27 protein-coding genes and 1 tRNA gene are annotated in these 26,758 nt (G+C 58.0%); 22 read left to right on the top strand and 6 right to left on the bottom strand.

The window, feature by feature from the left end; translation table 11 throughout:
* Positions 1-2: 2 nt before the first annotated feature.
* Complete coding sequence (gene sctV, locus RYB09_RS06085; protein WP_054076889.1) at positions 3-2,090, bottom strand: type III secretion system export apparatus subunit SctV; 2,088 nt, start codon at positions 2,088-2,090, stop codon at positions 3-5.
* Entirely contained in the window at positions 2,087-3,193 is a 1,107-nt protein-coding gene (gene sctW / locus RYB09_RS06080; protein WP_219171071.1) for a type III secretion system gatekeeper subunit SctW, read from the bottom strand. The genes sctV and sctW overlap by 4 nt, the downstream gene beginning before the upstream one ends.
* Before the next feature lie 243 nt (positions 3,194-3,436).
* Between sctW and RYB09_RS06075 the strand changes: the two genes are divergently transcribed.
* Entirely contained in the window at positions 3,437-3,991 is a 555-nt protein-coding gene (locus RYB09_RS06075) for an RNA polymerase sigma factor (RefSeq protein ID WP_230017797.1), read from the top strand.
* A gap of 73 nt (positions 3,992-4,064) precedes the next feature.
* On the top strand, positions 4,065-6,371 hold the full coding sequence (locus RYB09_RS06070) for a type III effector HrpK domain-containing protein (RefSeq protein WP_316887647.1): 2,307 nt from the start codon (positions 4,065-4,067) through the stop codon (positions 6,369-6,371).
* Positions 6,372-6,672: 301 nt separating this feature from the next.
* On the opposite strand, the gene RYB09_RS06065 is transcribed toward RYB09_RS06070, so the two are convergent.
* From RYB09_RS06065 to RYB09_RS06055, 3 genes are all read right to left on the bottom strand, one after another.
* Entirely contained in the window at positions 6,673-7,800 is a 1,128-nt protein-coding gene (locus tag RYB09_RS06065) for a T3SS effector HopA1 family protein (RefSeq protein ID WP_122280227.1), read from the bottom strand.
* A gap of 60 nt (positions 7,801-7,860) precedes the next feature.
* A complete protein-coding gene (locus RYB09_RS06060) occupies positions 7,861-8,244 on the bottom strand; it encodes a type III secretion system chaperone (protein ID WP_122280226.1) in 384 nt (127 codons plus the stop codon).
* A 310-nt stretch (positions 8,245-8,554) separates the two neighbouring features.
* Positions 8,555-8,639, bottom strand: a tRNA-Leu gene (locus RYB09_RS06055).
* Between the two features lie 117 nt (positions 8,640-8,756).
* Between RYB09_RS06055 and queA the strand changes: the two genes are divergently transcribed.
* The 6 genes from queA (at position 8,757) to RYB09_RS06025 (ending at position 14,841) form a co-directional block, all read left to right on the top strand.
* Positions 8,757-9,821, top strand: coding sequence for a tRNA preQ1(34) S-adenosylmethionine ribosyltransferase-isomerase QueA (gene queA, locus RYB09_RS06050; protein ID WP_316887646.1), 1,065 nt, complete (start codon positions 8,757-8,759; stop codon positions 9,819-9,821).
* Positions 9,822-9,835: 14 nt separating this feature from the next.
* Positions 9,836-10,951, top strand: a complete 1,116-nt coding sequence (tgt, locus tag RYB09_RS06045) for a tRNA guanosine(34) transglycosylase Tgt (RefSeq protein WP_122320750.1) — start codon at positions 9,836-9,838, stop codon at positions 10,949-10,951.
* Between the two features lie 53 nt (positions 10,952-11,004).
* A complete protein-coding gene (gene yajC, locus RYB09_RS06040; protein ID WP_002552468.1) occupies positions 11,005-11,340 on the top strand; it encodes a preprotein translocase subunit YajC in 336 nt (111 codons plus the stop codon).
* Positions 11,341-11,403: 63 nt separating this feature from the next.
* Complete coding sequence (gene secD, locus RYB09_RS06035; protein ID WP_058399602.1) at positions 11,404-13,272, top strand: protein translocase subunit SecD; 1,869 nt, start codon at positions 11,404-11,406, stop codon at positions 13,270-13,272.
* A gap of 9 nt (positions 13,273-13,281) precedes the next feature.
* Positions 13,282-14,193, top strand: coding sequence for a protein translocase subunit SecF (gene secF / locus RYB09_RS06030; RefSeq protein ID WP_316887645.1), 912 nt, complete (start codon positions 13,282-13,284; stop codon positions 14,191-14,193).
* Positions 14,194-14,301: 108 nt separating this feature from the next.
* Positions 14,302-14,841: a glycine zipper 2TM domain-containing protein gene (locus RYB09_RS06025; protein WP_122259238.1), complete on the top strand. Its 540-nt coding sequence runs from the start codon at positions 14,302-14,304 to the stop codon at positions 14,839-14,841.
* Between the two features lie 66 nt (positions 14,842-14,907).
* Here the strand turns inward: RYB09_RS06025 and suhB are convergent, their stop codons facing one another.
* Positions 14,908-15,723 (bottom strand): inositol-phosphate phosphatase, encoded by an 816-nt coding sequence (gene suhB / locus RYB09_RS06020; protein WP_002552472.1) that lies wholly within the window; start codon positions 15,721-15,723, stop codon positions 14,908-14,910.
* Positions 15,724-15,938: 215 nt separating this feature from the next.
* On the opposite strand from suhB, the gene trmJ reads away from it, so the two are divergent.
* From trmJ to RYB09_RS05950, 14 genes are all read left to right on the top strand, one after another.
* Positions 15,939-16,712, top strand: coding sequence for a tRNA (cytosine(32)/uridine(32)-2'-O)-methyltransferase TrmJ (trmJ, locus tag RYB09_RS06015; protein WP_316887644.1), 774 nt, complete (start codon positions 15,939-15,941; stop codon positions 16,710-16,712).
* Complete coding sequence (gene cysE / locus RYB09_RS06010) at positions 16,712-17,488, top strand: serine O-acetyltransferase (RefSeq protein ID WP_058407387.1); 777 nt, start codon at positions 16,712-16,714, stop codon at positions 17,486-17,488. Before trmJ ends, cysE begins: the two co-directional genes overlap by 1 nt.
* A gap of 158 nt (positions 17,489-17,646) precedes the next feature.
* The gene (gene iscR / locus RYB09_RS06005) at positions 17,647-18,138 is read left to right on the top strand and encodes a Fe-S cluster assembly transcriptional regulator IscR (protein WP_002552474.1); all 492 of its coding nucleotides are present in this window, start codon (positions 17,647-17,649) and stop codon (positions 18,136-18,138) included.
* A 44-nt stretch (positions 18,139-18,182) separates the two neighbouring features.
* On the top strand, positions 18,183-19,397 hold the full coding sequence (locus tag RYB09_RS06000; protein ID WP_005760056.1) for an IscS subfamily cysteine desulfurase: 1,215 nt from the start codon (positions 18,183-18,185) through the stop codon (positions 19,395-19,397).
* Between the two features lie 81 nt (positions 19,398-19,478).
* Positions 19,479-19,865: a Fe-S cluster assembly scaffold IscU gene (iscU, locus tag RYB09_RS05995; RefSeq protein WP_002552476.1), complete on the top strand. Its 387-nt coding sequence runs from the start codon at positions 19,479-19,481 to the stop codon at positions 19,863-19,865.
* Between the two features lie 75 nt (positions 19,866-19,940).
* The gene (gene iscA, locus RYB09_RS05990; protein WP_002552477.1) at positions 19,941-20,264 is read left to right on the top strand and encodes an iron-sulfur cluster assembly protein IscA; all 324 of its coding nucleotides are present in this window, start codon (positions 19,941-19,943) and stop codon (positions 20,262-20,264) included.
* Between the two features lie 10 nt (positions 20,265-20,274).
* A complete protein-coding gene (hscB, locus tag RYB09_RS05985) occupies positions 20,275-20,796 on the top strand; it encodes a co-chaperone HscB (RefSeq protein ID WP_004666077.1) in 522 nt (173 codons plus the stop codon).
* Between the two features lie 44 nt (positions 20,797-20,840).
* Positions 20,841-22,703, top strand: a complete 1,863-nt coding sequence (hscA, locus tag RYB09_RS05980; protein WP_316887643.1) for a Fe-S protein assembly chaperone HscA — start codon at positions 20,841-20,843, stop codon at positions 22,701-22,703.
* Between the two features lie 3 nt (positions 22,704-22,706).
* Complete coding sequence (fdx, locus tag RYB09_RS05975) at positions 22,707-23,048, top strand: ISC system 2Fe-2S type ferredoxin (protein ID WP_057402252.1); 342 nt, start codon at positions 22,707-22,709, stop codon at positions 23,046-23,048.
* 14 nt (positions 23,049-23,062) lie between these two features.
* On the top strand, positions 23,063-23,263 hold the full coding sequence (gene iscX / locus RYB09_RS05970) for a Fe-S cluster assembly protein IscX (RefSeq protein ID WP_057402251.1): 201 nt from the start codon (positions 23,063-23,065) through the stop codon (positions 23,261-23,263).
* Between the two features lie 96 nt (positions 23,264-23,359).
* A complete protein-coding gene (gene ndk, locus RYB09_RS05965; RefSeq protein WP_002552482.1) occupies positions 23,360-23,785 on the top strand; it encodes a nucleoside-diphosphate kinase in 426 nt (141 codons plus the stop codon).
* Between the two features lie 33 nt (positions 23,786-23,818).
* The gene (gene rlmN / locus RYB09_RS05960; RefSeq protein WP_316887642.1) at positions 23,819-24,967 is read left to right on the top strand and encodes a 23S rRNA (adenine(2503)-C(2))-methyltransferase RlmN; all 1,149 of its coding nucleotides are present in this window, start codon (positions 23,819-23,821) and stop codon (positions 24,965-24,967) included.
* A gap of 26 nt (positions 24,968-24,993) precedes the next feature.
* Entirely contained in the window at positions 24,994-25,752 is a 759-nt protein-coding gene (gene pilW / locus RYB09_RS05955) for a type IV pilus biogenesis/stability protein PilW (protein ID WP_058399608.1), read from the top strand.
* A complete protein-coding gene (locus RYB09_RS05950; RefSeq protein ID WP_058407385.1) occupies positions 25,752-26,756 on the top strand; it encodes a helix-turn-helix domain-containing protein in 1,005 nt (334 codons plus the stop codon). Before pilW ends, RYB09_RS05950 begins: the two co-directional genes overlap by 1 nt.
* Positions 26,757-26,758 lie beyond the last annotated feature (2 nt).

Here is a 26,758-nt window from a genome sequence, read left to right as displayed (position 1 = left end):
GCTCAAGCTGCGTGCTCGTTGTCCATTGGCTCAAGATCGTCTTCTAGGTCGAAGCGACCCATTACCTTGACCTTGGCCGCGTTGCTGATTTCTGCGAAAGACAGTACGGGAACGTGATAGAACTCCTCCCTCAACAAGGTCCGCAGCGGGCTGCGCAGGTCCTGCGCGACCAGCAGTACCGCCTGTTCGGGCGCGCGCACCGGGAATGCGATATTCATTTGTTGCACGAGCATCTGACTGATCTCGTTACTCAGTGCGAAGAACGTTTCGGTCTGTGTCTGGCGCAGACCGTCGCGCAACAAGCCCTCGCTTTCCGGCGTGAGCAACCACACTTGCAGGCCTTCGGCACCGCAATACTGGTGGTAGATCTGCGATTTGAGCGCGATGCGCACGTAGTCGGTCAGCACGTTGGTATCGCGTTCATGCTGGCAATGCTCGATCAGGGTTTCGGCGATCAGCCGGATTGCCCTGAGCGGTACGCGCTCCGACGCGAGACGTTGCAGAACCGCCGAGAAGCGCGTCAGCGTGAGCACCCGCTGTATCTCTTGCGCGAGCTCCGGCTGCTCGGATTCCAGCCAGCTGAGGATGGCTTTGGTCTCCTGCAAGCCGATGAACTGCGGCGCGCAGGACTGCAATGCGCGTTCCATGCGTTCGACAATCAGAGTCATGGCGCTGACCGGGTTCAGCTCACCGCATTGCTCGGCAGGCAACCACACCCATTGATCTTCCTGGCGGTCGGTATTGCCAGGGATCGCCGCCGGGAGGTTTTCACCACCGAGTTGGCGGGCGTCCACGGCGACATGGGACTGGGTAAATGTCGCCTTGAGCATGGGTACGTCGTAGACGGTGAAGCGAAACTCGTCCGGAGGAAGATGATCGGCATGTTCAATAATGAACGAAGGCAGGGTCAGACCGTATTGCACCACCAGTCTATTGCGTCGCCGACGTATTTCGCTGATCAGTGCCTCTATCTGTGCGCTGTCCTGGCCTGGGTGAAACTGCAGGACGAACTGCCGGCTGGGTGAGAAGGTACGCAGGTCTTCCTTGCCGTTCATTTCCGGGGCGACGGCAGTGGCGCGTTGTTCGTCGGGCTTGGGTTTTGCCCGTTGCAACTGCAGCATGCCCCCGGCACCGCAGATGATCGCGATGGTGATGAACACTCCCGTGGGCATACCCGGCAGGGCCGCGAAGCCGAGCATGGCCACTGCGGCGATGATCCACGCCTTGGGCTGGCTGGTGATCTGTTCGGCGATTTCACGGCCAATGTTGGCCTCTGCGCCGGCCTCGGTATTGGGTACACGGGTGATGATCATGCCGCAGGTTACGGAGATCAGCAGCGCCGGAATCTGTGCAATCAGGCCGTCACCAATGGTCAACACGGTATACAGCTGCAACGCATCGCCTGCGCTCATGTTGTGCTGCAACACGCCGATGGAAATACCGCCGATCATGTTGATGGCAACGATGATCAGGCTGGCAATGGCATCACCGTTGACGAACTTCATCGCGCCATCCATGGCTCCGAACAACTGACTTTCCTTGTTCAGCTCGGCGCGACGCTTGCGCGCCTCCTGAACGGTTATCAGGTTGGCGCGCAGGTCACTGTCGATGGACATCTGCTTGCCGGGCATCGCGTCCAGCGTAAACCGTGCGCCGACCTCGGCAACCCGTTCCGAACCTTTGGTGATAACCAGAAAGTTGACCACTGTCAGGATCAGAAAGATCACCAGGCCTACCGCCAGGTTGCCACCCACCACGAACTGGCCGAAGGCTTCGACAATGTGCCCGGCGTCCTGATTGAGCAGGATCAATCGTGTGGTGGAAATCGACAGCGCCAGACGAAACATGGTGGTCAGCAACAGCACGGCCGGAAAGGTCGAAAATGCCAGCGGTCTTGGCAAATGCATCGCCAGCATGATCAGCAGGCACGAGATACAGATGTTCACCGCAATCAACACATCAACCAGCCCGGTGGGCAGGGGGGTGATCATCATGAAGACAATGGCGATGACGAAGAATGCGCCAACCAGCTCTGACCGGCGCATGGCCGACAGGGCAATCATGTTCAGAAAGTTGATGACTTGATTCATCCGGCAAGTCCCTCAAAAAGCTGCTTCTGTTCCTGTTGAGTCAGTTCTGCCATCAGGGTGAGCAGGTTATTCAGCGCAGCCTGGCGGCTTTTCATGTCCTTCCAGAGCAGGATGGGCAATTGCATCAGCATCGGCCGCAAGCCATTGAGAAACGCCAGCTGGTTCTTGAGCCTGGCACCTCCGATGTGTTGAGTCAGTTGCAGGGTCTGGTTCACGTTCATTCCATTGGCCGTCAGGGTCAGCAAGTGTTTGAGAAAGGCTGGCGGATCCACCTTCAGGTCAGGGTTCTTGTTGCGCATGCGCCCAAGCAGGTGTTCACAACCGCGCAACAACGTCGTCACGTGCCGTGCCGTGGTCAGCCCGTGCATCAATGTGCGCAGCTGTTCATGAGATGCCGAAGGGGTAATCGCCGACAGATCGTCGGCAATGGCTCTACGCATGTCGCGCAGGTTGAGGTCGAAGTCTCCGGTCTCCTCCTGCTCGCTGATCAAGGCTTCGATCAGACCGGTCACGTTCGGCTGTCCGGAAACCGCTACGCCATACAGGTTGCGCAATGCGGCTCGACGTTTGTTGTCGACGTTCTGCCGCCCGAACGCCCTGGCAGTATTTATGCCCGCTCGGGCGTGTGGTCCGAACTTGCGTCGCAACTGTTTCAGCGTTTGGGTGAGCGCCACGTACTCGCCTTCAGCGCCATCTTCCTCAGCCTGTTTGCGCGCCGCTTGCAGCACCACGTGGGCCTTGGCCGCATCGCCATCGGCAAATTCCAGAACCTGTTCCAGTTCCGTGTCGTTCTCTTGCAGGAGTTTTTTGCGCAGCAGCCTCGCGGCATTATCCAGCCCGGTGTCGTTGGCGCTCATCAACAACTGATAGAGCTCACCCAGTTTGACGGCCCGTGATTGCAGTGCATTTCTGCTTGCGATCAGTTCGCGCTGGCGCAGTATCCGGCTGTTTTGCACCAGTGCTGCGGCGAAGCGCGAGACCTGTTGCGATGACGTGCCTTTTTCCGACGATAGGGTCCCGGGAATCGCTCGCGCAGCGGGCGTGACGGCGCGAATCGGCGTGACCGTGTGGGTTGGCAATATAGGCGGGGCGACGATTTTCATAGGACGGTTCTGAGCCTGGTCATGACCGCTGAGTGGGGCCTGGCCAGGATTCGGTTCCCTTGTAAAAGGAGCTGACGCTGTTGTGCCAAAAGCTGTAGGGATAAAAGCGGCGTTGCGCAAAAAAATGTATTACAAAGAATTACATATTTTAAAATAGTTATATAAATCAATAGCTTAAATAAGTATTTTGGCTGGCACGGTTATCGCTATAGGGCTTGCACACCATTAAATTAAGGTAAGCCCATGTTTCCGAACCTAGTGATCCTTGATGCAACCCAGCCACGTAATGACTCTTCGTCTGCCGGTATCCGTCAACTGACGGCTGATCAGATACAGATGCTCAGAGCGTTCATTCAGAAGCGCGTAATGAACCCGGATGATGTCGATGACATCCTGCAATGCGTATTTCTGGAGGCCCTGCGCAACGAGCACAAGTTTCAGCATGCCAGCAAGCCGCAGACCTGGCTGTGTGGCATTGCGTTGAACCTGATCCGCAATCACTTCCGCAAAATGTATCGTCAGCCCTATCAGGAAAGCTGGGAAGACGACGTTCATTCAGAGCTGGAATGGAATGGCGATATCACTCATCAGGTAGACGGACACAGGCAATTGGCACGCGTCATCGCAGCCATCGATTGCTTGCCGTCGAACATGCAAAAGGTCCTGGAAGTGTCGCTGGAGATGGATGGCAATTATCAGGATACGGCGAACACGCTCGGCGTACCGATTGGCACTGTGCGCTCGCGACTGTCCCGGGCGCGGGTGCAATTGAAGCAGCAGATTGACCCGTTCGCCTGAGTGGATATCTGTCTGGAACCAACTCGCGCGCAAAACCACACAGTTGCCATCCCTCACCACTTGGATGGCAACCATGCGTATATCCAGTTCTCCCAGTCCTGCCCTCGGCAGCATCGTGAATCAACCCACCTCTGGCGAACTGGCTGCTGAGACGCCATTAGCCAAGGCCTCGCTCACGCAGAGCAGCGCAGGTGGTGGTCAGGCCTTTGTGCAGTTCGGCCAGGCCAACGACAATACATCTTCCTTTTCCGATACCGAGCAAAGCGGCTCATCGCTGATGAGTCTGCTGACTCGCAGCAGCAGTAGCGAAAGTACCTCCAGCATCGATCAGGACAGTGATCAGGTATCGCCGATGACATCGGTCTCGTCAACCGCGAGCGCGTCACCTGCGGCGGCTGCCTCCGACCCGGCAAACGCCCCAAGCGCTACCGATGCCGCGTTTCTCGATAACTCCGAATACTCTTCGCCCGAGGCCCTCAAGCGCTGGGATCCGATGGTCGCCCATCTGCCGCCCGAAGAACGCGAGCAGGCGGCAAAAGAACTCAACCGGCCGATTGCGGCCGCCTGGATGGCCAGAGAGCACGGCCCCAATGCTGACAAGGCGATGGCGTTCATCAACGCCAACCCTGCGTTGAAGACGGCTGTGGACGTCGGTAAGGATGGCGGCAACGCGGATGGCAAAATCACCAACAAAGACCTCAAGGCGTTCGCCAAAAATATGGAAAAGGCCGCGGACGCTGCCGACAAGGACCTGGGTAAATACATGGAGGACAACCCCGATGCGGATCCTCAATCCCTGGAAATGGTGCGCAATGCCGCAGTGATGCGGGCCAATATGCCGCTGACGGTGGCCGCTGACCCGCATCATGCGGTCGGTGCGACTGACAAGACCGACGTGGACGGCAATATCAGTGCCGACGACTTGAAAGGGCTGGCTGAAAATAACCCCGGGTTGTCGGGTACGCTCAAGCAATCCTGCAGCACGTGGTCGCAGCCGGGCTTCCTCAGCCAGGTGGACGAGGCGGGGATGACCGGGCGCAAGAAAGCTGCGCACAGTCCCGACCAGTTGTTTGACGCGAAAAACATGAGCGAATGGATCAGGAAAAGTGCGCCCACCAATGGTGGCCAGTTCGCCAGCATGCTCAGCGATGCGGCGACCCTGAATTCTGTAGCGGGTATCGACATCAGCAAGCTGGACGCCGGTGTTTTCGATAAACCCAAGTCTTACACCGGCGCGCAGAAAGCCGCCGTGATGGTCAAGTTGCAGCAAACCCAGCAGAGCGTGATCGCCGGTCGCGGCTTGCGCAACACTGAAAAAACCGAGGCTGGCCTCAACGAAAGAATCGCTCAGCTACAGGCCGATCCCGACGTTCAGGCTTACCTCAACAAAAGCATTCCCGAGCAGGAACGCAAACTGGTGCGCAGCGATAGCGCGCTGCAAAAAGCGGTGGCCGAGCAAGCTGAAAACGTCAACAGCGGCAAGGCGCTGCAGACCGACATGTCGACAGCGGACAAAGCGGTCGACAAGCACAAGCCAAACCCCGATTACAGCGGCGCTATCAGCGGTCTGTCGGCGCAATTGCAACTGCAGAAAGATCTGTTTCCCGATGCCGAAGTGCCGACGGCCGAGCAAGTGGTCAGCAATCGACCTGATCTGCAATCGTCTATTGCCGATTCGTACGTTCGCAACTTCAGCGAAGGCGGCGCATTGAAACAATTGCTCGGCCAGAAAAAGGCCGATGCCAGCGAAGCCCTGCAAACCGCAGACAACCAGAAAGCGGCCTATGAAAGTGTGCTGCCCGCTGATTTCGTTGAAGGCGAGCATGAAAACTACACGACCAGCACATTGAATGAGCTGCAGAACTCCAAAAAAGGTCGCAAGTTGCTGGAAGGCAAAAGCGATGAAGAGGGCGGCCCTTCGCTGTTGGCTCAGCTTGCTGATGCCGGGGCGGGTGGCAAGGTGCTGAATTCAGTCATGGGCTTTGCATCGGTATCCACCATGCTCGCCAACGGCGACAAGCTTGGCGCGACGCAGGCCATTTACGACAGCACGAAGCTGGGCGCCGAGGCGATCAAGGGAGGGGTCGACGCCGGGGCGAAGATGATGGGCCGCGAGGCCTCCGCCGGTCTCGGGCGTCTGGGCGGGCAGATGATCGGCCGCGCCGTCGGCCTGGTCGCCGGCGAAGCCACCGGGCTTGCTGCGGGCGCGGCACTGGGTGCTGCAATCCCGGTTATCGGCTGGGCCATCGACGGCGCCATGGCATTGGGTTTTGGTATCTCCGCGATCATTGATGCGGTCAAGAAGCACAAGGCGCAGAAGGCGTTCGATCATAACGTTGACCCGGTGCTGGACCAGTTCGGGATTGCCAAGGCGCATTGATAACAGAGAAGAGGTTTGAACACTTTTTCAAGCCTCTTCTTATTATGCTGCGTATCAGGTACTGATGTTATTTCGCCTGTCTTCAATCCTCGGGTTTTCTAGCTTGCCAAGAAAATATCGGCGTTTTGATACCGAGGTAGAGGAGCACGTTGCCGATATGCGGCCAGTTGACAGGTTTATACAGTGTCGCGTTCGCACCCATCAGGCAACGACCCGTAAATAATGCAAAAGCCCGCAGTAAGCGGGCTTTTGCATGCTGACAACCAAGGTAGTGAGTGCGTGGGCTATTTAAGCCCCGATTTCAGTTCCGGGCCCTGAGCGCCGGATTTTCCGGGTCATAGCCTCTTGCTGCCAACGCCGTCTTTAGCCTGTCTTCCATTGGGCCCTGGCCGTTCAAGGCATCCATGATAACGTGTGTCCTCGCCTGTCCGTGGCTGCTGGACTGCCCTTCAACCGACTCGGCATAAGAAAGACCGCGACCGGTCGACTGCATGCTTAAAGGTGTATGTTCGACGAATCCTTCAGCAGGGATACCGCTCAGTTTTTTCAGCTTTTCGCCCAGTTTGACTGCTTTTGCAAGATCGCCATTTATGTAAAGAATGGCAGAGTCAGTTTGCTGACCATATTTTGCCGGGCCGACGACTTTACCTTGTGTCACGGCTTTGTCTTTGTCGATCATGGTTGCCATTGCGCGGGCCAGTTGTGCTCCATATCTAGGTTCTACACCGATGGTAAGTCGGCCCGAGTTTGCCTCTGTTGGGCGCCGGTCTTTAGGGACCATTCTAAAAAAGCCGGTTCTGGCATTTCCTTCTTCAGCGATGTATCGGCGCAGATCAAGCTCTTCTACCTGCCGATCGTCATGGACCTGCGGGCGTATGATAAGGTTTTTCTTGCTATCGAGAGCCTGTAGCGTTTGTAGGTAATCTTCTTGCTCTACCGCATTCATAGGTGTTGTGTCGGGCGTGTCCCTCTTGTAGATCATGTAAATACCGATTTCTGTATCGCGTCCGAGTGCTTCAGCTTTTTCAGCCCACTGTTGGAAGCCGGCAAATGTCTGTTTTGATGACGCGCGGCTGTCGGCAGCCTTGATTGCGCCGGTCACAGCGCTACTTCCGCCCTTCTCCAGATCGAAGCGTCTGCCCAACATTCTGTCCAGACGTGGAACCGCTGCCGCTTTCTCATTGAGAACTTGAGCTATTTGAGCACGCTGACTTTGTCCGCCAATAAGATTCGCTGCGCCTTTGAAGAACTTGTCTGCTTTAGACTGCTGATCGGGTCTGAGTACCGCGATCGAGCCGTCAGCGGCCGCACGAATCTGGTAACGCTTGCCGTTGACTTCTAGCTGACCCTCGGATTTGATTGCCTGAATATCAACGTTTGATTGTCTGAGCGCTTCTACGCTGGAGAAGCGTGCATGGATAGGATTCACTAGTAGCTCCTTACTCTAAGCATGAGTAGTTGAAACACGTCGGAAGATTGAAAAACGCGGTCACGTGCGAGCTTCTCGCCAACACCTCATCCATTCGACCAATCCTGCAATTTCGAGCTTCAGCATCTCCACGCTGACTTTTTCCCGCGGGATGCTCTGGTAGGCGTGATACAGGCCGCTTTGATCATCCCAGCCAATGCCGGGGCCGGCATTCACAAGTGGGTTGAGAGCGCCAGCCAACAGGCGCTGCAAGGGCAGATCCTCGTGCGGTTCAAGCAGGCCGATCAGCAACAAACGTTGATGCGTGTCATCGCGCAACAGCGTCAGAGCAAATGCCTTGTCAATGATCAAGTTGCACGCACCCTTATCGTCAAACACCAAGGCGTGCATCTCCATGGATCGTGAAAAGTCATCAAGCAAGGTTTTGTAGAAAAGGCTACTCATAATCGGTTCGCCACTGTGGAGTTGCCGGGTGGGTGGCAAATTTGCCCGATAGGGTTCCACGCGCGTATCGAAACGTCAGGCAAACGCCTCGTCAGTGCTGGCGGTTCGAGAGGTTCAAGTGAGGGGGGCGGCGGCGTTTTGAGGTCTTCTGCCACTATTCATCGAACGACGAATGTTCCGTGCAGGAACGCCGTTCTGAACGTTTAGCATCCTATCCAAGAAGGGTGGTGCCAGAGCTAGGATTGAATCAGACCACTTTTCAGCAGACGAAAAAAAAGACCTTGAATTTCAAGGTCTTTCTTCAATTTGGTGGTGCCCCGAGGGAGAATCGAACTCCCACTTCTTTCGAAAACGGATTTTGAATCCGCCGCGTCTACCAATTCCGCCATCAGGGCTCAATGGCGGCGAAGTATAAGGATGAGTTTTCCGTTGGTCAACAGGGATTTACGCAGGTTTTTTACTAATGCCGCCAAACCGGATAAACTTCCCGGCCCTGCTAAACGAACCCGATCATGCGCGTCGCTGACTTTACCTTCGAACTCCCCGATTCCCTGATTGCTCGCCATCCACTGGCCGAGCGTCGCAGCAGTCGTCTGTTGACCCTCGACGGGCCGACTGGCGCGCTGGCACATCGTCAATTCACCGATTTGCTCGAGCATCTGCGCCCGGGCGATTTGATGGTGTTCAACAATACCCGGGTCATTCCCGCACGTCTGTTCGGGCAAAAGGCCTCCGGCGGCAAGCTGGAGATTCTGGTCGAGCGCGTGCTGGACAGCCATCGTGTGCTGGCGCATGTGCGTTCCAGCAAGTCGCCCAAGCCTGGCTCGTCGATTCTGATCGATGGCGGTGGCGAGGCCGAGATGGTGACGCGGCACGATGCGCTGTTTGAACTGCGCTTCGCCGAAGAAGTGCTGCCGTTGCTGGAGCGTGTCGGCCATATGCCGTTGCCTCCTTATATAGACCGTCCGGATGAAGGCGCGGACCGCGAGCGTTATCAGACCGTTTACGCGCAGCGTGCAGGCGCTGTGGCTGCACCGACTGCCGGCCTGCATTTCGATCAACCGCTGCTCGAGGCGATTGCCGCCAAGGGCGTCGAGACTGCGTTCGTCACGCTGCACGTCGGCGCGGGTACATTCCAGCCGGTGCGTGTCGAGCAGATCGAAGATCACCACATGCACAGCGAATGGCTGGAAGTTGGCCAGGACGTGGTCGACGCTGTGGCCGCATGCCGTGCACGGGGCGGGCGGGTGGTTGCCGTCGGGACCACCAGCGTGCGCTCGCTGGAGAGTGCCGCGCGCGATGGCGAACTGAAACCGTTCAGTGGCGATACCGACATCTTCATCTATCCGGGCCGGCCATTTCATGTGGTCGATGCCCTGGTGACCAATTTTCATTTGCCTGAATCCACGCTGTTGATGCTGGTTTCGGCGTTCGCCGGTTATCCCGAGACGATGGCGGCTTATGCTGCGGCCATCGAGCACGGCTACCGCTTCTTCAGTTACGGTGATGCGATGTTCATCACCCGCAATCCCGCGCCGACGGCCCCACAGGAATCGGCACCAGAGGATCACGCATGAGTCGCACCTGTCGTATGTCTTTCGAATTGCTGGCCACCGACGGCAAGGCCCGTCGCGGTCGGTTGACCTTTCCGCGTGGTGTGGTCGAGACCCCGGCGTTCATGCCGGTGGGCACCTATGGCACGGTCAAGGGCATGCTGCCGCGTGATATCGAGGCGACCGGTGCGCAGATGATTCTGGGCAACACGTTTCACCTGTGGCTGCGTCCCGGCACCGAAGTCATCAAGGGCCACGGTGACCTGCACGATTTCATGCAGTGGCAGGGGCCGATTCTGACTGACTCCGGCGGTTTTCAGGTGTTCAGCCTGGGCGCGATGCGCAAGATCAAGGAGGAGGGCGTGACCTTCGCCTCTCCGGTTGATGGTGCCAAGGTGTTCATGGGCCCTGAAGAGTCGATGCAGGTTCAGCGTGATCTGGGCTCGGACGTCGTGATGATCTTCGACGAATGTACGCCTTACCCGGCTGACGAAGATGTGGCGCGTGTCTCCATGGAGCTGTCGTTGCGTTGGGCCAAGCGCTCCAAGGTTGCGCATGGCGAAAACACTGCTGCGCTGTTCGGCATTGTTCAGGGTGGCATGCACGAGAACCTGCGCAAGCGTTCGCTGGAAGGTCTGGATGAGATCGGCTTTGACGGTCTGGCGATTGGCGGTCTGTCGGTGGGCGAGCCCAAGCACGAGATGATCAAGGTGCTGGACTACCTGCCAGGCCTCATGCCGGCAGACAAACCTCGTTACCTGATGGGTGTAGGCAAGCCGGAAGATCTGGTCGAAGGTGTGCGCCGTGGCGTCGACATGTTCGACTGCGTGATGCCGACCCGCAACGCCCGCAACGGCCATCTGTTCACCGATACCGGTGTATTGAAAATCCGTAACGCGTTCCATCGCCACGACAATTCGCCGCTGGATCCGACCTGCGATTGCTACACCTGCAAGAACTTCTCGCGCGCTTATCTGCATCACCTGGACAAGTGCGGAGAAATGCTGGGGAGCATGCTGAATACGATCCATAATTTGCGCCACTACCAGCTGCTTATGGCTGGTTTGCGCGAGGCTATTCAACAGGGTACATTGGCCGCCTTCGTCGATGCCTTCTATGCCAAACGCGGCCTTCCAACGCCGCCTCTGGGTTGAAACAGAACGAGTTTTTCCTGCTTTTTATACTAATTATGTAACTGGAGCGACAAATGAGCTTTTTCATCTCTCCCGCTTTTGCGGATGCTGCTGCACCGGCTGCCGGTCCTGCGGGCAGTGGTTTCGAGTGGATTTTTCTGGTCGGCTTCCTGGTCATCTTCTATCTGATGATCTGGCGTCCACAGGCCAAGCGCGCCAAAGAGCAGAAAAACCTGCTGGGCAACCTGCAGAAAGGCGATGAAGTTGTGACCAGCGGCGGCATCGCGGGCAAGATCAACAAAGTGACCGACGACTTCGTAGTGATCGAAGTGTCTGACACCGTTGAGCTGAAAATCCAGAAGGGCGCCATCGCGGCCACTCTGCCAAAAGGCACCCTGAAAGCGATCTGAGCAGTAACTTTTTACCCATCGACGGGGCGCGCAAGGCGCCCCGCGTTTTAAGCGGGCGGCGTGATGCTGAACAAATACCCTCTGTGGAAATACATACTGATCCTGGCGGTGCTGGTGGTCGGTTTTATTTATTCCGCACCCAATCTCTACCCTGATGATTCTGCCATCCAGATCAGCGGTGCAAGCACTGCACTGCAAGTCAATCAGGCAGACGTGGATCGTGCAGCCAAGGCGCTTGCCGATGCCGGCATCTCGGTCAAGGCTTCTTCTCTGGCCGAGAATGGCAAGGGCGGTTTGTTGCGTCTGAGCAAGCAGGAAGACCAGTTGCCAGCCAAGGATGTCGTGCGCAAGGCGTTGGGTGACGACTATGTCGTTGCGCTGAACCTGGCGCGTACCACGCCGACCTGGTTGCGTCACCTGGGTGCAAGCCCGATGAAGCTCGGTCTCGACCTGTCCGGTGGTGTGCACTTCCTGCTGGAAGTCGACATGGACAAGGCGATCGATGCACGTCTGAAGGTTTATGAAGGCGAAGTCAAATCCCTGTTGCGCAAGGAAAAGGTGCGTTATCGCAGCCTGCCGCAACTGGGCAATGTGATTCAGCTGGGCTTTACCGATGACGCAGAGCGCGAGCAGGCTCGTGCACTGGTGCGCAAGACCTTCACCGATTTCGAAATCACGCCTGCCGAGCTGAACGGTATTCCCGTACTGCGCATGGCGTTGACGCCGGCCAAGCTGGCCGAGATTCGCGAATACTCGATCAAGCAGAACCTGACTACCGTGCGTAATCGTGTCAACGAGCTGGGCGTTGCCGAGCCGCTGGTTCAGCGCCAGGGTGCCAACCGCATCGTGGTCGAGCTGCCGGGTGTGCAGGACACGGCCGAAGCCAAGCGTATTCTGGGCAAGACCGCCAACCTCGAATTCCGTCTGGGCGCAGGCCCGGATGATTCGAAAGGCACCACCGAGATGTTCGAATTCCGCGAAGGCGGTCGTCCGGCAGCGGCGGTGGAGCGTGGTCTGATCATCACTGGCGATCAGGTGACTGACGCCAAGGCCAGCTTCGACGAGCATGGCCGTCCACAGGTGAACATCAATCTTGATGGCCACGGTGGCGAGCTGATGAGCCGCGCAACCCGCAGCAATGTGGGTCGCAGCATGGCGGTGATCTTCATCGAGCAGCGTCCGACCACCACCTACACCAAACAGATGGTCAACGGCGTCGAAAAAGACGTGCCGGTGCAGACCTTCAAGGAAGAAAAGAAAATCATCAGTCTGGCGACCATTCAGTCGCCGCTGGGCAGTCAGTTCCGGATTACCGGTCTGAACGGTCAGGGTGAATCTTCCGAACTGGCGCTGCTGTTGCGTGCTGGTGGTCTGGCGGCACCGATGTACTTCGCTGAAGAACGCACCATTGGCCCGAGCCTGGGTGCCGACAACATCACCAAGGGTATCGATGCTTCCCTGTGGGGCATGCTGTTCGTCTCGCTGTTCATCATGGCGATCTACCGCTTCTTCGGTCTGATCGCGACCGTCGCACTGGCCTTTAACATGGTCATGCTGCTGGCACTGATGTCCTTGCTGGGTGCAACACTGACCCTGCCAGGTATCGCCGGTATCGTGTTGACCATGGGTATGGCGGTGGATGCCAACGTGCTGATCTTCTCGCGTATTCGTGAAGAGATCGCCAACGGCATGACGGTCCAGCGTGCTATCAACGAAGGTTTCGATCGTGCCTACACGGCGATCCTCGACGCCAACCTGACGACGCTGCTGGTCGGCGGCATTCTCTTTGCGATGGGCACCGGCCCGGTCAAAGGGTTTGCGGTGACCATGTCGCTCGGGATCTTTACCTCGATGTTCACGGCCATCATGGTGACCCGCGCTATGGTCAACCTGATCTACGGCGGTCGTGACTTCAAGAAGTTGTGGATTTAAGGGGCTGCCATGTTACGTACCATCAACTTCATGGGCGTTCGCAATGTTGCGTTCGCCATCACGATGCTCCTTACCGCACTGGCGCTGTTCAGCTGGTTCCATAAAGGGCTCAACTTTGGTCTGGACTTCACCGGCGGTACGCTCATCGAGCTGACCTACGAGCGTCCAGCCGATCTGGGCAAGGTTCGCCAGGAGCTGGTTTCAGCGGGCTATCACGAAGCCGTTGTACAGAGCTTCGGTGCCACCACTGACTTGCTGGTGCGCATGCCGGGTGAGGATCCGCAACTGGGCGCTCAGGTTGCCGAGGCGCTGCGCAAGGCCGGTGCCGATAACCCGGCAGTGGTCAAGCGTGTCGAGTTCGTCGGCCCGCAGGTCGGTGAAGAGCTGCGCGACCAGGGCGGTCTCGGCATGCTGATGGCGCTGGGCGGTGTTCTGATTTACCTGGCATTCCGCTTCCAGTGGAAATTCGCAGTCGGGGCGATCGTGTCGCTGATCCACGACGTGGTGGTGACGATGGGTATCCTGTCGTTCTTCCAGATCACCTTCGACTTGACGGTGCTGGCGGCGGTGCTGGCGATCATCGGTTACTCGCTGAACGACACCATCGTGGTCTTCGACCGGGTACGCGAAAACTTCCGTCTGCTGCGCAAGGCTTCGCTGATCGAGAACGTCAACATCTCCACCACGCAGACACTGCTGCGCACCATTGCCACCTCGGTTTCGACCCTGTTGGCGATCGTGGCATTGTGGGTGTTTGGCGGTGACAGCCTGGAAGGCTTCTCCATCGCGTTGTTCATCGGCGTACTGGCGGGTACCTACTCGTCCATCTACATCGCCAACGTGGTGCTGATCTGGCTGAACCTGACCACCGAGGACCTGATTCCTCCAGTGGTCGTCGAGAAGGCTGACGACCTCCCGTAGGTCCGGCCATCATAAAAAAGGCGCGAGTGCTGAACTCGCGCCTTTTTTTATGCTCCAAGGCTAGGCATTGCGCAGTCATGCTGCGTTTCGATTGGTCAGGAGGTTCAAGTGAACAAGTCTATGCTTGTTGGTGCTGTGTTAGGTGCTGCTGTAGTGACTGCTGGCGGCGCCGTTGCCACCTATAGCTTGGTCAAGGGTGGTCCTGAGTATGCGGATGTATTGGCGGTAGAGCCGATCAATCAGCAGATCAAAACCCCCCGTGAAGTTTGCAAGGACGTAACCGTTACCCGTCAGGCGCCGGTCAAGGACCAGCATCAGATCGTCGGTAGCGTTATTGGCGCGGTTGCCGGTGGTTTGCTGGCTAACCAGATCGGTGGCGGTAACGGCAAGAAGATCGCTACAGTTGCGGGTGCGGTAGGTGGTGGTTATGCGGGCAACAAGGTTCAGGAAGGCATGCAGGAGCGTGATACCTACACCACTACGCAGAACCGCTGCACGACGGTCAATGATGTGAGCGACAAGGTTGTGGGTTACAACGTCAAATACAAGTTGAACGAGAAAGTGGGTCAGGTTCGTATGGAGCGTGATCCGGGTAGCCAGATTCCGGTCGACAAGAACGGTCAGCTGATATTGGGTCAGGCGCAGTAACGCCAGCCGCTGAGCTTCAGAAGACATAAAAAAACCGGCTTTCGCCGGTTTTTTTATGTCTGCAGCTTAGCGTTTGAGCGAAGGCGGCAGGTGCGGTGCGATTGCGGTCAGCACGGCCTTGAAGCATTTGGTGTTGCCCGCAACGATGTGGCCTTTCTCGAGGAAGTCGTGACCACCGGTGAAATCGCTGACCAGACCGCCTGCTTCCTGAATCAACAGAGCGCCCGCTGCCATGTCCCATTCGGACAGGCCCGACTCCCAGAACGCATCGAAGCGACCGGCAGCGACATAAGCCAGGTCGAGGCTTGCAGCGCCTGCGCGGCGGATGCCGGCGGTCTGGCCTACCAGGCTGCGGAACATGCCCAGGTAGTTCTCGATGTTGTCCATCTGGTTGTCACGGAACGGGAAGCCGGTGCCGAGCAGTGCGCCTTCCAGGCTCTTGCGCTGGCTGACGCGCAGACGGCGACCGTTCAGGGCAGCGCCGCGACCACGGCTGGCGGTGAATTCTTCCTGGCGGACCGGGTCCAGAACAACAGCGTGCTCAAGGCGACCGCGATATTTGCAGGCGATGCTGACCGCAAAGTGCGGGATGCCGCGAACGAAGTTGGTAGTGCCGTCCAGCGGGTCGATGATCCACAGGTAGTCGGTGCCTTCGCCGCTGCCTTCGTGCAGGCCGCTTTCTTCGCCAAGGATGCCGTGAGTCGGGTAGGCCTTGCGCAGAGCGGTAATGATGCTCTGTTCGGCGGCGCGGTCGATCTCTGTGACGTAGTCTTTGGCTTCTTTTTCGTCAACCTTGATGGTATCCAAGCGCTCGATGGAGCGGAAAATCAATTCGCTGGCGCTGCGGGCGGCGCGCAGCGCGATATTCAGCATGGGCTGCATGGACAATTCACCTAAGGTTGTTAAAGAGAGCCGGGCATTCTATGGGCTGATTCGAATTATTTCCAGCCTTGCGTTGTCACGGTTGTCGGGTTCGTGTGGATTTTTTCATGTCACAAGCGGTCAGTTCCGATCTTCCGGCCCGCACAGCTTCATAGCGTTAGTCGAACCGTTTCTGTAAGATTTGCCCCCCTAATTCGCGTCAGTGAGCGTTCGCTTTGTTGCAGAACATTCGTGTTGTCCTGGTCGGCACTACCCATCCCGGAAATATCGGCGGGGCCGCTCGCGCCATGAAAAACATGGGGCTTTCGCGTCTGGTGCTGGTCGATCCGCGCATCTTTCCTTCGCCTGATGCCGATGCGCGTGCGTCAGGTGCCACCGATATTCTTGAAGGTGCGCAGGTTGTTGCGACCCTTGAAGGCGCGTTGGTCGGCTGTCGTCTGGTGCTCGGCACCAGCGCGCGTGATCGCAGCCTGCCGTGGCCGTTGCTCGATCCGCGCGCGTCCGGTGAGAAAGTCATCGAGCAGGCCGGAGAGGGCGCGGAAGTGGCGCTGGTCTTCGGTCGCGAGCACGCAGGGCTGACCAATGAAGAGCTGCAGCGTTGCCACTTCCATGTGCACATCCCGTCGGACCCCGGGTTCAGCTCGCTGAACCTTGCTGCGGCTGTACAGGTGCTCAGCTACGAAGTGCGCATGGCCTGGCTGGCGGCTTCGGCACAGTCAGAGCAGGGCGAAACGCCCAGAGCGGTCTCGGCGCATAATGCCGAGCTGGCGACGATGGATGAGATGGAAGGCTTTTACACGCACCTCGAAGCGACGCTTGTGGCCATCGGTTTCCTTGATCCGGAAAAGCCGCGTCATCTGATGGCACGACTGCGCAGGCTGTACGGGCGTAGCGAGGTCGAGCGATCCGAGCTGAGTATCCTGCGCGGTGTGCTCACCGAAACCCAGAAAGCCGCACGCGGTGAGCCCTACAAGCGGAAGGATCAGTAATGTTCAAGCGTCTGCGAGAAGACATTCAAAGCGTATTCCATCGCGACCCTGCTGCGCGCAATGCCTTTGAGGTGCTGACCTGCTATCCGGGCATGCATGCCATATGGTTGCACCGCTTTGCGCACATTCTGTGGCGCAACGGCTGGAAGTGGCTCGCGCGGCTGGTCTCCAACTTTGGTCGCTGGATGACCGGTATCGAGATCCACCCGGGGGCGCGCATCGGTCGCCGTTTTTTCATTGACCACGGCATGGGCATCGTGATCGGCGAAACCGCCGAGATCGGCAATGACGTGACGCTTTACCAGGGCGTGACCCTGGGCGGTACCAGCTGGAATGCCGGCAAGCGTCACCCGACGCTGGAAGACGGCGTCGTGGTGGGGGCGGGTGCCAAGGTGCTCGGGCCGTTCACGGTGGGTGCCGGTGCCAAGATTGGTTCCAACGCAGTGGTGACCAAGGCGGTGCCTGCGGGGGCAACGGCCGTGGGCATTCCGGGGCGCATCATCGTCAAGTCCGACGATGAAACCGAAGCCCGGCGCAAGGTCATGGCTGAAAAGCTCGGTTTCGACGCATATGGCGTCAGCGCCGACATGCCGGACCCTATCGCTCGCGCCATTGGCCAGTTGCTCGACCATTTGCAGGCGGTCGACGGTCGCCTCGAGGGCATGTGCGATGCGCTCGGCAGGCTGGGCAGCGATTACTGCGCCAAAGACCTTCCCGAGCTGCGTGATGAAGTATTCGACTGCGTCAAGGATCGTCACGAAGGCAAGGTTGGCTAGGTGGCACGGCGGTGTGACGCGTGCCATTACGTCGCACCTTTGCTATGATGCAGCCCGCACTTTTCGCTAATCCCGACTGTTTTACTTGGTCTAATAGTTGACTCTTTTACTCGGGAATAGCATACTCGCTCTCATTCCGAACCTCTGCGGTATACGCCATGCGACTGACTACTAAAGGCCGATACGCTGTAACAGCCATGCTTGACCTGGCGTTGCACGCGCAGAACGGGCCAGTGTCTCTGGCCGACATCTCCGAGCGGCAGGGCATTTCCCTGTCCTACCTCGAGCAGCTGTTCGCCAAGCTGCGTCGCGGCAATCTGGTTTCCAGTGTTCGTGGCCCGGGTGGTGGTTACCAGCTGTCGCGCGACATGAAAGGCATCCAGGTGGCTCAGGTTGTCGACGCGGTCAATGAATCGGTCGACGCCACGCGCTGTCAGGGTCTGGGCGATTGCCACGCTGGCGATACCTGCCTGACCCACCACTTGTGGTGCGACCTGAGCCAGCAGATTCACGAATTTCTAAGCGGTATCAGCTTGGCGGATCTTGTCACTCGCCGTGAGGTACAAGAAGTCGCTCAGCGCCAGGATATGCGCCGTGGTCATAACCACATGTCGCAACTGGGTAAGATCGAAACGTCCGCCGTCGAATGAACGCAGATGAATGAGCGGTGCGCCTGCCTGATAGGAGAGCTTCAATGAAATTGCCAATTTACCTCGACTACTCCGCGACGACCCCGGTCGATCCGCGTGTCGCGCAGAAAATGATCGAATGCCTGACCGTCGAAGGAAACTTCGGCAACCCGGCCTCGCGCTCCCACGTCTTTGGCTGGAAAGCCGAAGAAGCGGTCGAGAACGCTCGTCGTCAGGTCGCTGATCTGGTCAACGCCGATCCGCGCGAAATCGTCTGGACCTCGGGTGCCACTGAATCCAACAACCTGGCTATTAAAGGTGTTGCGCATTTCTACGCCAGCAAAGGCAAGCACCTGATCACGTCGAAGGTCGAACACAAGGCTGTCCTCGACACCACTCGCCAGCTTGAACGCGAAGGTTTCGAAGTTACCTACATCGAGCCAGGTGAAGACGGTCTGATCACGCCTGCCATGATTGAAGCGGCACTGCGCGACGACACCATCCTGGTTTCGGTCATGCATGTGAACAATGAGATCGGCACTATCAACGACATCGCTGCGATCGGTGAACTGACCCGTTCGCGTGGCGTGCTGTTCCACGTTGACGGCGCGCAGTCGACCGGCAAGGTTGAAATCGATCTGGCCAGCCTCAAGGTTGACCTCATGTCGTTCTCGGCGCACAAGACCTATGGTCCTAAAGGTATCGGCGCGCTCTACGTCAGCCGCAAGCCGCGTGTTCGCCTTGAAGCGACCATGCACGGCGGCGGTCACGAGCGTGGCATGCGTTCCGGTACTCTAGCGACCCACCAGATCGTCGGTATGGGCGAAGCATTCCGCATTGCCAAGGAAGAAATGGCTGCTGAAAACGTGCGCATCAAGGCACTCAGCGATCGTTTCTTCAAGCAGGTCGAAAATCTGGAAGAGCTGTACGTCAACGGCAGCCTGACTGCACGCGTACCGCACAACCTGAACCTGAGCTTCAACTACGTCGAAGGCGAGTCGCTGATCATGGCGCTCAAGGATCTGGCGGTATCGTCCGGTTCGGCCTGTACCTCGGCCTCGCTTGAGCCTTCGTATGTGCTGCGTGCCCTGGGTCGCAACGATGAGCTGGCGCACAGCTCGATTCGTTTCACCTTCGGCCGTTTCAGCACTGAAGAAGAAATCGATTACGCCGCGCAGAAGGTTTGCGAGGCTGTCACCCGGCTGCGCACACTTTCGCCGCTGTGGGACATGTTCAAAGACGGCGTCGACATCTCCAAGATCGAGTGGGCGGCGCACTAATTTAAAGTCGCCTCCAACACAGGTCATGTGCAATTGCGCGTGACCTGCAGAGCGGCTCCCTGATGTGAGAGGAATAGAATCATGGCTTACAGCGAAAAGGTCATCGACCACTACGAGAACCCACGTAACGTCGGCAAGATGAACGCGGAAGATCCTGATGTCGGCACCGGCATGGTCGGCGCTCCAGCGTGCGGCGACGTAATGCGTTTGCAGATCAAGGTCAACGAGCAGGGCGTTATCGAAGACGCCAAGTTCAAGACCTACGGCTGCGGTTCGGCCATTGCTTCCAGCTCGCTGGCGACCGAGTGGATGAAGGGCAAGACTCTGGATGAAGCAGAGACCATCAAGAACACTCAGCTGGCTGAAGAGCTGGCGCTGCCGCCGGTCAAGATTCACTGCTCGGTACTCGCTGAAGACGCCATCAAGGCCGCCGTTCGCGATTACAAGCAGAAGAAAGGTCTGCTGTAAGCAGGCAGGCTTTTCAAGAGAAGCTTGCTACAGAGTCAACTGCAACAGGCTAATGCAACAGGCTAAGGAGTTCCGATGGCTATCAGCATGACAGAAGCTGCCGCTAACCACGTACGACGTTCCCTTGAAGGACGCGGCAAGGGTGATGGCGTTCGTCTGGGTGTTCGCACCACAGGCTGTTCAGGTCTTGCCTATGTGCTTGAGTTCGTCGATGAGGCGGCTGGCGAAGACACTGTGTTTGAAATGCACGGCGTCAAGGTGATCATTGACCCGAAGAGTCTGGTCTATCTGGATGGCACCGAGCTCGACTTCGTGCGTGAAGGGTTGAATGAAGGCTTCAAGTTCAACAACCCCAACTCGCGCGGTGAGTGCGGCTGTGGCGAAAGCTTCAACGTCTGAGGCTTTTATTGTGGGTACTCCCTGTCACTTCGCCCTGTTCGATCTCAAGCCCGAGTTTCAGCTTGATCTTGACCAGTTGGGCACTCGTTACCGTGAGCTTGCGCGCAACGTGCATCCGGATCGCTTTGCGGATGCCCCAGAGCGTGAGCAGCGTGTGGCGCTGGAGCGTTCGGCCAGTCTCAACGAGGCTTATCAAACCCTGAAAAGCCCGCCGAAAAGGGCGCGCTACCTGCTGGCAATGAACGGCAACGAAGTGCCGCTCGAAGTCACGGTGCATGATCCCGAGTTTCTTCTGCAGCAGATGCAATTGCGCGAAGACCTTGAGGACTTGCAGGAAGAGGCTGATCTCGCTGGCGTTGCGACCTTCAAGCGTCAGCTCAAGGTCGCTCAGGACGAGCTGAACCAGAGCTTCGCGGCCTGTTGGAATGATGCTGCACAACGCGAGCACGCTGAAAAGCTGATGCGGCGTATGCAGTTTCTCGACAAGCTCTCTCACGAAGTGCGCCAGTTAGAAGAGCGCCTCGACGATTAACCCCGCGCGGCTTCGGTCGCGCGCCAGTGATTATTCTGAACAGCATGGCTTTACTGCAGATCGCCGAACCCGGCCTGAGTCCTCAACCGCACCAGCGTCGTCTGGCTGTGGGTATCGACCTGGGTACTACCAATTCTCTGGTTGCTGCAGTGCGCAGCGGCCTGTCCGAACCGCTGGCCGATGCAGAAGGGCAGGTCATTCTGCCGTCCGCCGTGCGCTATCACGCTGATCGTGTCGAAGTGGGGCAGTCAGCGAAAGTCGCTGCTTCCCAGGACCCGTTCAACACCGTTCTGTCGGTCAAGCGCCTAATGGGTCGCGGGCTGACTGACGTCAAGCAATTGGGCGAGCAACTGCCTTATCGCTTTGTTGGCGGCGAGTCGCACATGCCGTTCATCGACACCGTGCAGGGGCCGAAAAGCCCGGTCGAAGTGTCTGCCGACATTCTCAAGGTCCTGCGCCAACGCGCCGAGTCCACGCTGGGTGGCGAACTGGTGGGGGCGGTGATTACCGTGCCTGCTTATTTCGACGACTCTCAGCGCCAGGCGACCAAGGATGCCGCCAGACTTGCCGGCCTCAATGTGTTGCGCCTGCTTAATGAGCCAACGGCTGCTGCCGTTGCCTATGGCCTGGATCAGAAAGCCGAAGGTGTGGTTGCCATCTATGATCTGGGCGGCGGAACCTTCGACATCTCGATCCTGCGCCTGACCGGCGGTGTGTTTGAAGTACTGGCCACTGGCGGCGATACCGCTCTGGGTGGCGATGACTTCGATCATGCGATAGCCAACTGGATTGTCACTGATGCCGGTCTGTCTGCCGATATCGACCCTTCCGCGCAACGCAGCCTGCTGCAGGCTGCGTGCTCGGCCAAGGAAGCGCTGACTGACGCCGAGTCTGTTGAGGTCGCCTATGGTGACTGGCGTGGCACCCTGACTCGCGATGCGCTCAATGCGCTGATCGAACCCATGATCGCGCGCAGTCTCAAGGCGTGTCGTCGTGCGGTGCGTGATACCGGTATCGAGCTTGAAGAAGTCGAGGCGGTGGTCATGGTGGGTGGTTCGACCCGTGTTCCGCGTGTGCGCGAGGCTGTCGCCGAGCTGTTTGGTCGTCAGCCATTGACCGAGATTGACCCGGATCAAGTGGTGGCCATCGGGGCTGCGATCCAGGCCGATACTCTGGCAGGCAACAAGCGTGATGGTGGTGAACTGCTACTGCTCGATGTGATCCCGCTCTCGCTGGGGCTGGAAACCATGGGCGGGCTGATGGAGAAGGTCATTCCGCGCAACACCACCATCCCTGTGGCACGTGGTCAGGAATTCACCACGTACAAGGATGGCCAGACGGCCATGAAGATTCATGTCCTGCAGGGCGAGCGCGAATTGATCAGCGACTGTCGTTCGCTGGCGCGCTTCGAGCTGCGTGGCATCCCGCCGATGGTCGCGGGTGCGGCAAAGATTCGTGTCACCTTCCAGGTCGATGCGGATGGTCTGCTCAGCGTTTCGGCGCGTGAAATGGGCTCGGGTATCGAGTCGAGCATTCAGGTCAAGCCTTCCTACGGGCTGACCGATGACGAAGTCACCCGCATGCTCAAGGACTCCTTCGAGTATGCCGGCGACGACAAAGTCGCTCGTGTGCTGCGTGAGCACCAGGTCGACGCCGAGCGCTTGCTCGAAGCGGTTCAAGGTGCCCTTGAGGCTGATGGTGAGCGTCTTCTCGACGAAGAAGAGCGTCTGGTCATCAACCTGCAGATGGACGAATTACGTGAATTGATGCAAGGCACCGATGGTTATGCCATCGAGCAGCAGACCAAGCGTCTGTCGCAGGTGACCGACGCATTTGCTGCCCGACGCCTTGATTCGACGGTAAAAGCCGCGCTGGCCGGGCGCAACTTGAATGATATTGAGGAATAACTGATGCCGCAGGTGATTTTTCTGCCCCACGCCGAGCATTGCCCGGACGGGCTGGTTGTAGAAGTGGAGCCGGGCACGTCTATTCTCGATATTGCCCACGAGCACCACATCGAGATTGAAAGCGCCTGTGGTGGCGTGTGTGCCTGCACCACCTGTCACTGCGTCATTCGCGAAGGCTTCAATTCGCTCAATGAAGCGGACGAGCTGGAAGAAGACATGCTCGACAAAGCCTGGGGCCTGGAAGCGCAATCGCGTCTATCCTGTCAGGCAATTGTCGGCACTGAAGACCTGACCGTAGAAATACCCAAGTATTCGCTCAACCACGCTGCTGAAGCGCCACACTGATTCAAGGATTGCTCATGAGTCTCAAATGGGTCGATGTGCGGGAAATTGCCATCCTGCTGGCCGAACGCCATACGGATATCAATCCGCTTGCGGTGAGTTTCCCCAGGCTGCGCGATCTTGTGATTGCCCTGCCTGAATTCGATGACGATCCTGCGCGCAGCGGGGAAAAGGTTCTCGAGGCGATCCAGGGGTTATGGATCGAAGAGCTGGATTGACGTTCAGTAACGTACGCAGTTAGGCAATACACCAGAACCCGCGTATAATTCGCGGGTTTAATTTTTCGCTTCAATCACTGCTTCTGGAGTTTCACCATGGCTGTTCAACGTACTTTCTCCATCATCAAGCCTGACGCCGTTGCCAAGAACGTAATCGGCGAGATCACCACTCGTTTCGAAAAAGCCGGTCTGCGCGTTGTCGCTTCCAAGCTGAAGCAGCTGTCCAAGGCCGAAGCTGAAGGTTTCTACGCTGAGCACAGCGCTCGTGGTTTCTTCGGTGACCTGGTTGCCTTCATGATCTCCGGTCCGGTTGTCGTTCAGGTTCTGGAAGGCGAAAACGCTATCGCTCTGAACCGTGAGCTGATGGGCGCTACCAACCCTAAAGAAGCTGCTGCCGGCACCATCCGCGCTGATTTCGCTGATTCCATCGACGCCAACGCTGTTCACGGCTCCGATTCGGAAGCCGCCGCAGCTCGCGAAATCTCGTACTTCTTCGCAGCTACCGAAGTAACCGCTCGCTAAGTCATTTTTGACTGACGAGTGAAGGGTGAATTCATGATTGCATCGACTGGTAAAACCAACCTGCTGGGGCTTACTCAACAGGAAATGGAGAAATTCTTCGACTCTATCGGGGAGAAGCGCTTCCGTGCCGGTCAGGTCATGAAGTGGATTCACCACTTCGGCGTCGATGATTTCGACGCAATGACGAACGTCAGCAAGGCCCTGCGCGAAAAGCTCAAGGCGTGTGCCGAGGTTCGCGGTCCTGAAGTGGTCAGCGAGGACATCTCCAGCGACGGAACCCGTAAATGGGTCGTGCGCGTAGAGTCCGGCAGCTGCGTCGAGACCGTCTATATCCCGCAGGGCAAGCGGGGCACCTTGTGTGTTTCGTCCCAGGCGGGCTGTGCCCTGGATTGCAGTTTCTGCTCCACCGGCAAGCAAGGCTTCAACAGCAACCTCACCGCCGCCGAAGTCATCGGTCAGGTGTGGATTGCCAACAAATCCTTTGGCAGCGTACCGGCGACCGTCGACCGTGCCATCACCAACGTGGTGATGATGGGCATGGGTGAGCCGCTGCTGAACTTCGACAATGTCATTGCCGCCATGCATCTGATGATGGATGACCTGGGGTATGGCATTTCAAAGCGCCGGGTGACGTTGTCCACCTCCGGCGTGGTACCGATGATCGATGAGCTTTCCAAGCATATCGACGTTTCCCTGGCCTTGTCGCTGCACGCACCGAACGATGCGCTGCGTAACCAGTTGGTGCCGATCAACAAGAAATACCCGCTGCAAATGCTCCTTGATTCCTGCCGCCGTTACATGTCCAGTCTGGGCGAAAAGCGTGTGCTCACCATCGAGTACACCATGCTCAAGGACATCAACGACAAGGTTGAACACGCCGTCGAGATGATCGAGCTGCTCAAGGGCACGCCTTGCAAGATCAACCTGATCCCGTTCAACCCGTTTCCGCACTCCGGTTACGAGCGTCCCAGCAATAATGCGATCCGTCGTTTTCAGGACCTGTTGCATCAGGCTGGTTATAACGTCACTGTGCGCACCACGCGCGGTGAAGACATTGATGCTGCATGCGGCCAGTTGGTCGGGCAGGTGATGGACCGTACGCGCCGTAGTGAACGCTACATTGCTGTGCGTGAGTTGAGCGCCGAGACCGAGACGGCCCCGGTTGCGGCGACTCGAACCTGACTGCCAACCTGATCGAGAGAGACTCCATGTCTGTGCGTGCCTCGCTGCTGCTATGTGTTTTCATGCTGCTGACGGCGTGCGTATCCACCGGCAACGTCAACCCGCTGACAACGGCGCAGGGGCGTGAGGAAGCGCGCAGAGCGTACGTGCAGCTCGGGCTGGGTTACTTTCAGCAGGGGCAGACCGAGCGCGCCAAGGTTCCGCTGAAAAAGGCGCTCGAACTGGACAGTTCCGACGCGCAGGCCAATGCCGCGCTGGCGCTGGTGTTCCAGACCGAGATGGAGCCGGAGCTTGCAGAGCAGTACTTTCGCAAGGCGCTGGCCTCCAGTAACAACGAAACACGCATCGTCAATAATTACGGCAGTTTTCTGTTCGAACAAAAGCGTTACAAGGAAGCCTACGAGCGTTTTGAGCAGGCCGCTGCCGACAACCTGTATCCTGAGCGGTCGCGGGTCTTTGAGAGCCTGGGTATGACTTCGCTGAAGCTGGGTAACCGCGATCAGGCCCGTGAGCATTTTACCAAGGCGTTGCGCCTGGACCGTCAGTTGCCAAGGTCGCTGCTGGAAATGGCGCAGATGTCCTACGAAGACAAGCAATATGTGCCGGCGCGTGATTATTACGACCGTTTTAGCCAACTCAGCGAGCAAAATGCACGTAGTCTATTGCTCGGTACACGCTTGGCGAAGATCTATGATGATCGTAACAAGGCGGCCAGTTTTGGTCTGCTGTTGAAAAGACTCTATCCCGGTACGCCGGAATATCAGCAATACCTGTCGGAGCAATGATGAAAGCGGCGCATCCCGAAGTTGTAGCAACCACCCGCGTGAACCCTGGAGAAACCCTGCGCCAGGTCCGCGAGAGCAGGAGCTGGTCGCTGCCAGATGTGGCTTTGAGACTGAACCTCACCGTGACCTCCCTGAGCAATCTGGAGAACGGTCATTTTGAAAAACTGCCTGGGCACACGTTTGCCCGGGGGTATGTACGCGCCTACGCCAAACTGCTTGACCTTGATCAGGCGGCGCTGGTCGAACAGTTCGACCAGTTCACCGGCACCGATGGCAAGGGCAGTTCCGTCCACGCACTGGGCCGTATCGAAGAGCCGGTCAGGCTTTCACACAACATCCTGCGTATCGTCAGCCTGTTGTTGCTGGTGCTTCTGGTCGGTGGCGGTTTCTTCTGGTGGCAGGATCAGGCCTCCTTGCGCGGCAGGGATCAGTCCGGGCTGAACATGGAGCACGTCGAAGTCGAAAGCGCCGACGGCACCACTCAGATTCACCCGCTGGACGAGCCGGAAGAGCCAGCAGTGGCTGAAACGCCTGCTGCCGGACAGACTTCGCTGCCGTTGAACACCGGCGCGCCTGCCAGTGAATCGCCGAGCGCCGCACCTGCCGCTCCTGTTGCAGGTGTTACGAGTCATGCGCCTGCGCAGGCACAGACACCGGCCGCCACTACGCCGCCTGCAAATGCTCCACAAGCGCCTGTTGCTGCGCCGACCGTACCGTCGATGCCGACTGCACCAGCCGAGCAGCCAGCGCCAGTCATGGCCGGGGCCGGTCAGGTTACTGTGCAGTTCGTCGCCGATTGCTGGACCCAGGTTACTGACGGAAACGGCAAGGTGCTGGTCAGCGGCCTCAAGCGCAAGGGCGACAGCCTGGACGTCAGCGGCAAGCCGCCGTTGACCCTGCGTCTGGGCTACGCGCGCGGCGCGCAGGTCAGCTACAACGGTCAGCCTGTAGACGTGGCACCTTTTACCAGCGGCGAAACTGCTCGCCTGAAGCTAGGGCAATAAGT

The organism is Pseudomonas syringae group sp. J254-4, assembly GCF_032586855.1.
GTDB classification, from domain to species: Bacteria; Pseudomonadota; Gammaproteobacteria; order Pseudomonadales; family Pseudomonadaceae; genus Aquipseudomonas; species Aquipseudomonas amygdali.
The sequence above is the reverse complement of the archived record's forward strand: the minus strand, read 5'-3'. Positions and strand labels throughout refer to the sequence as shown.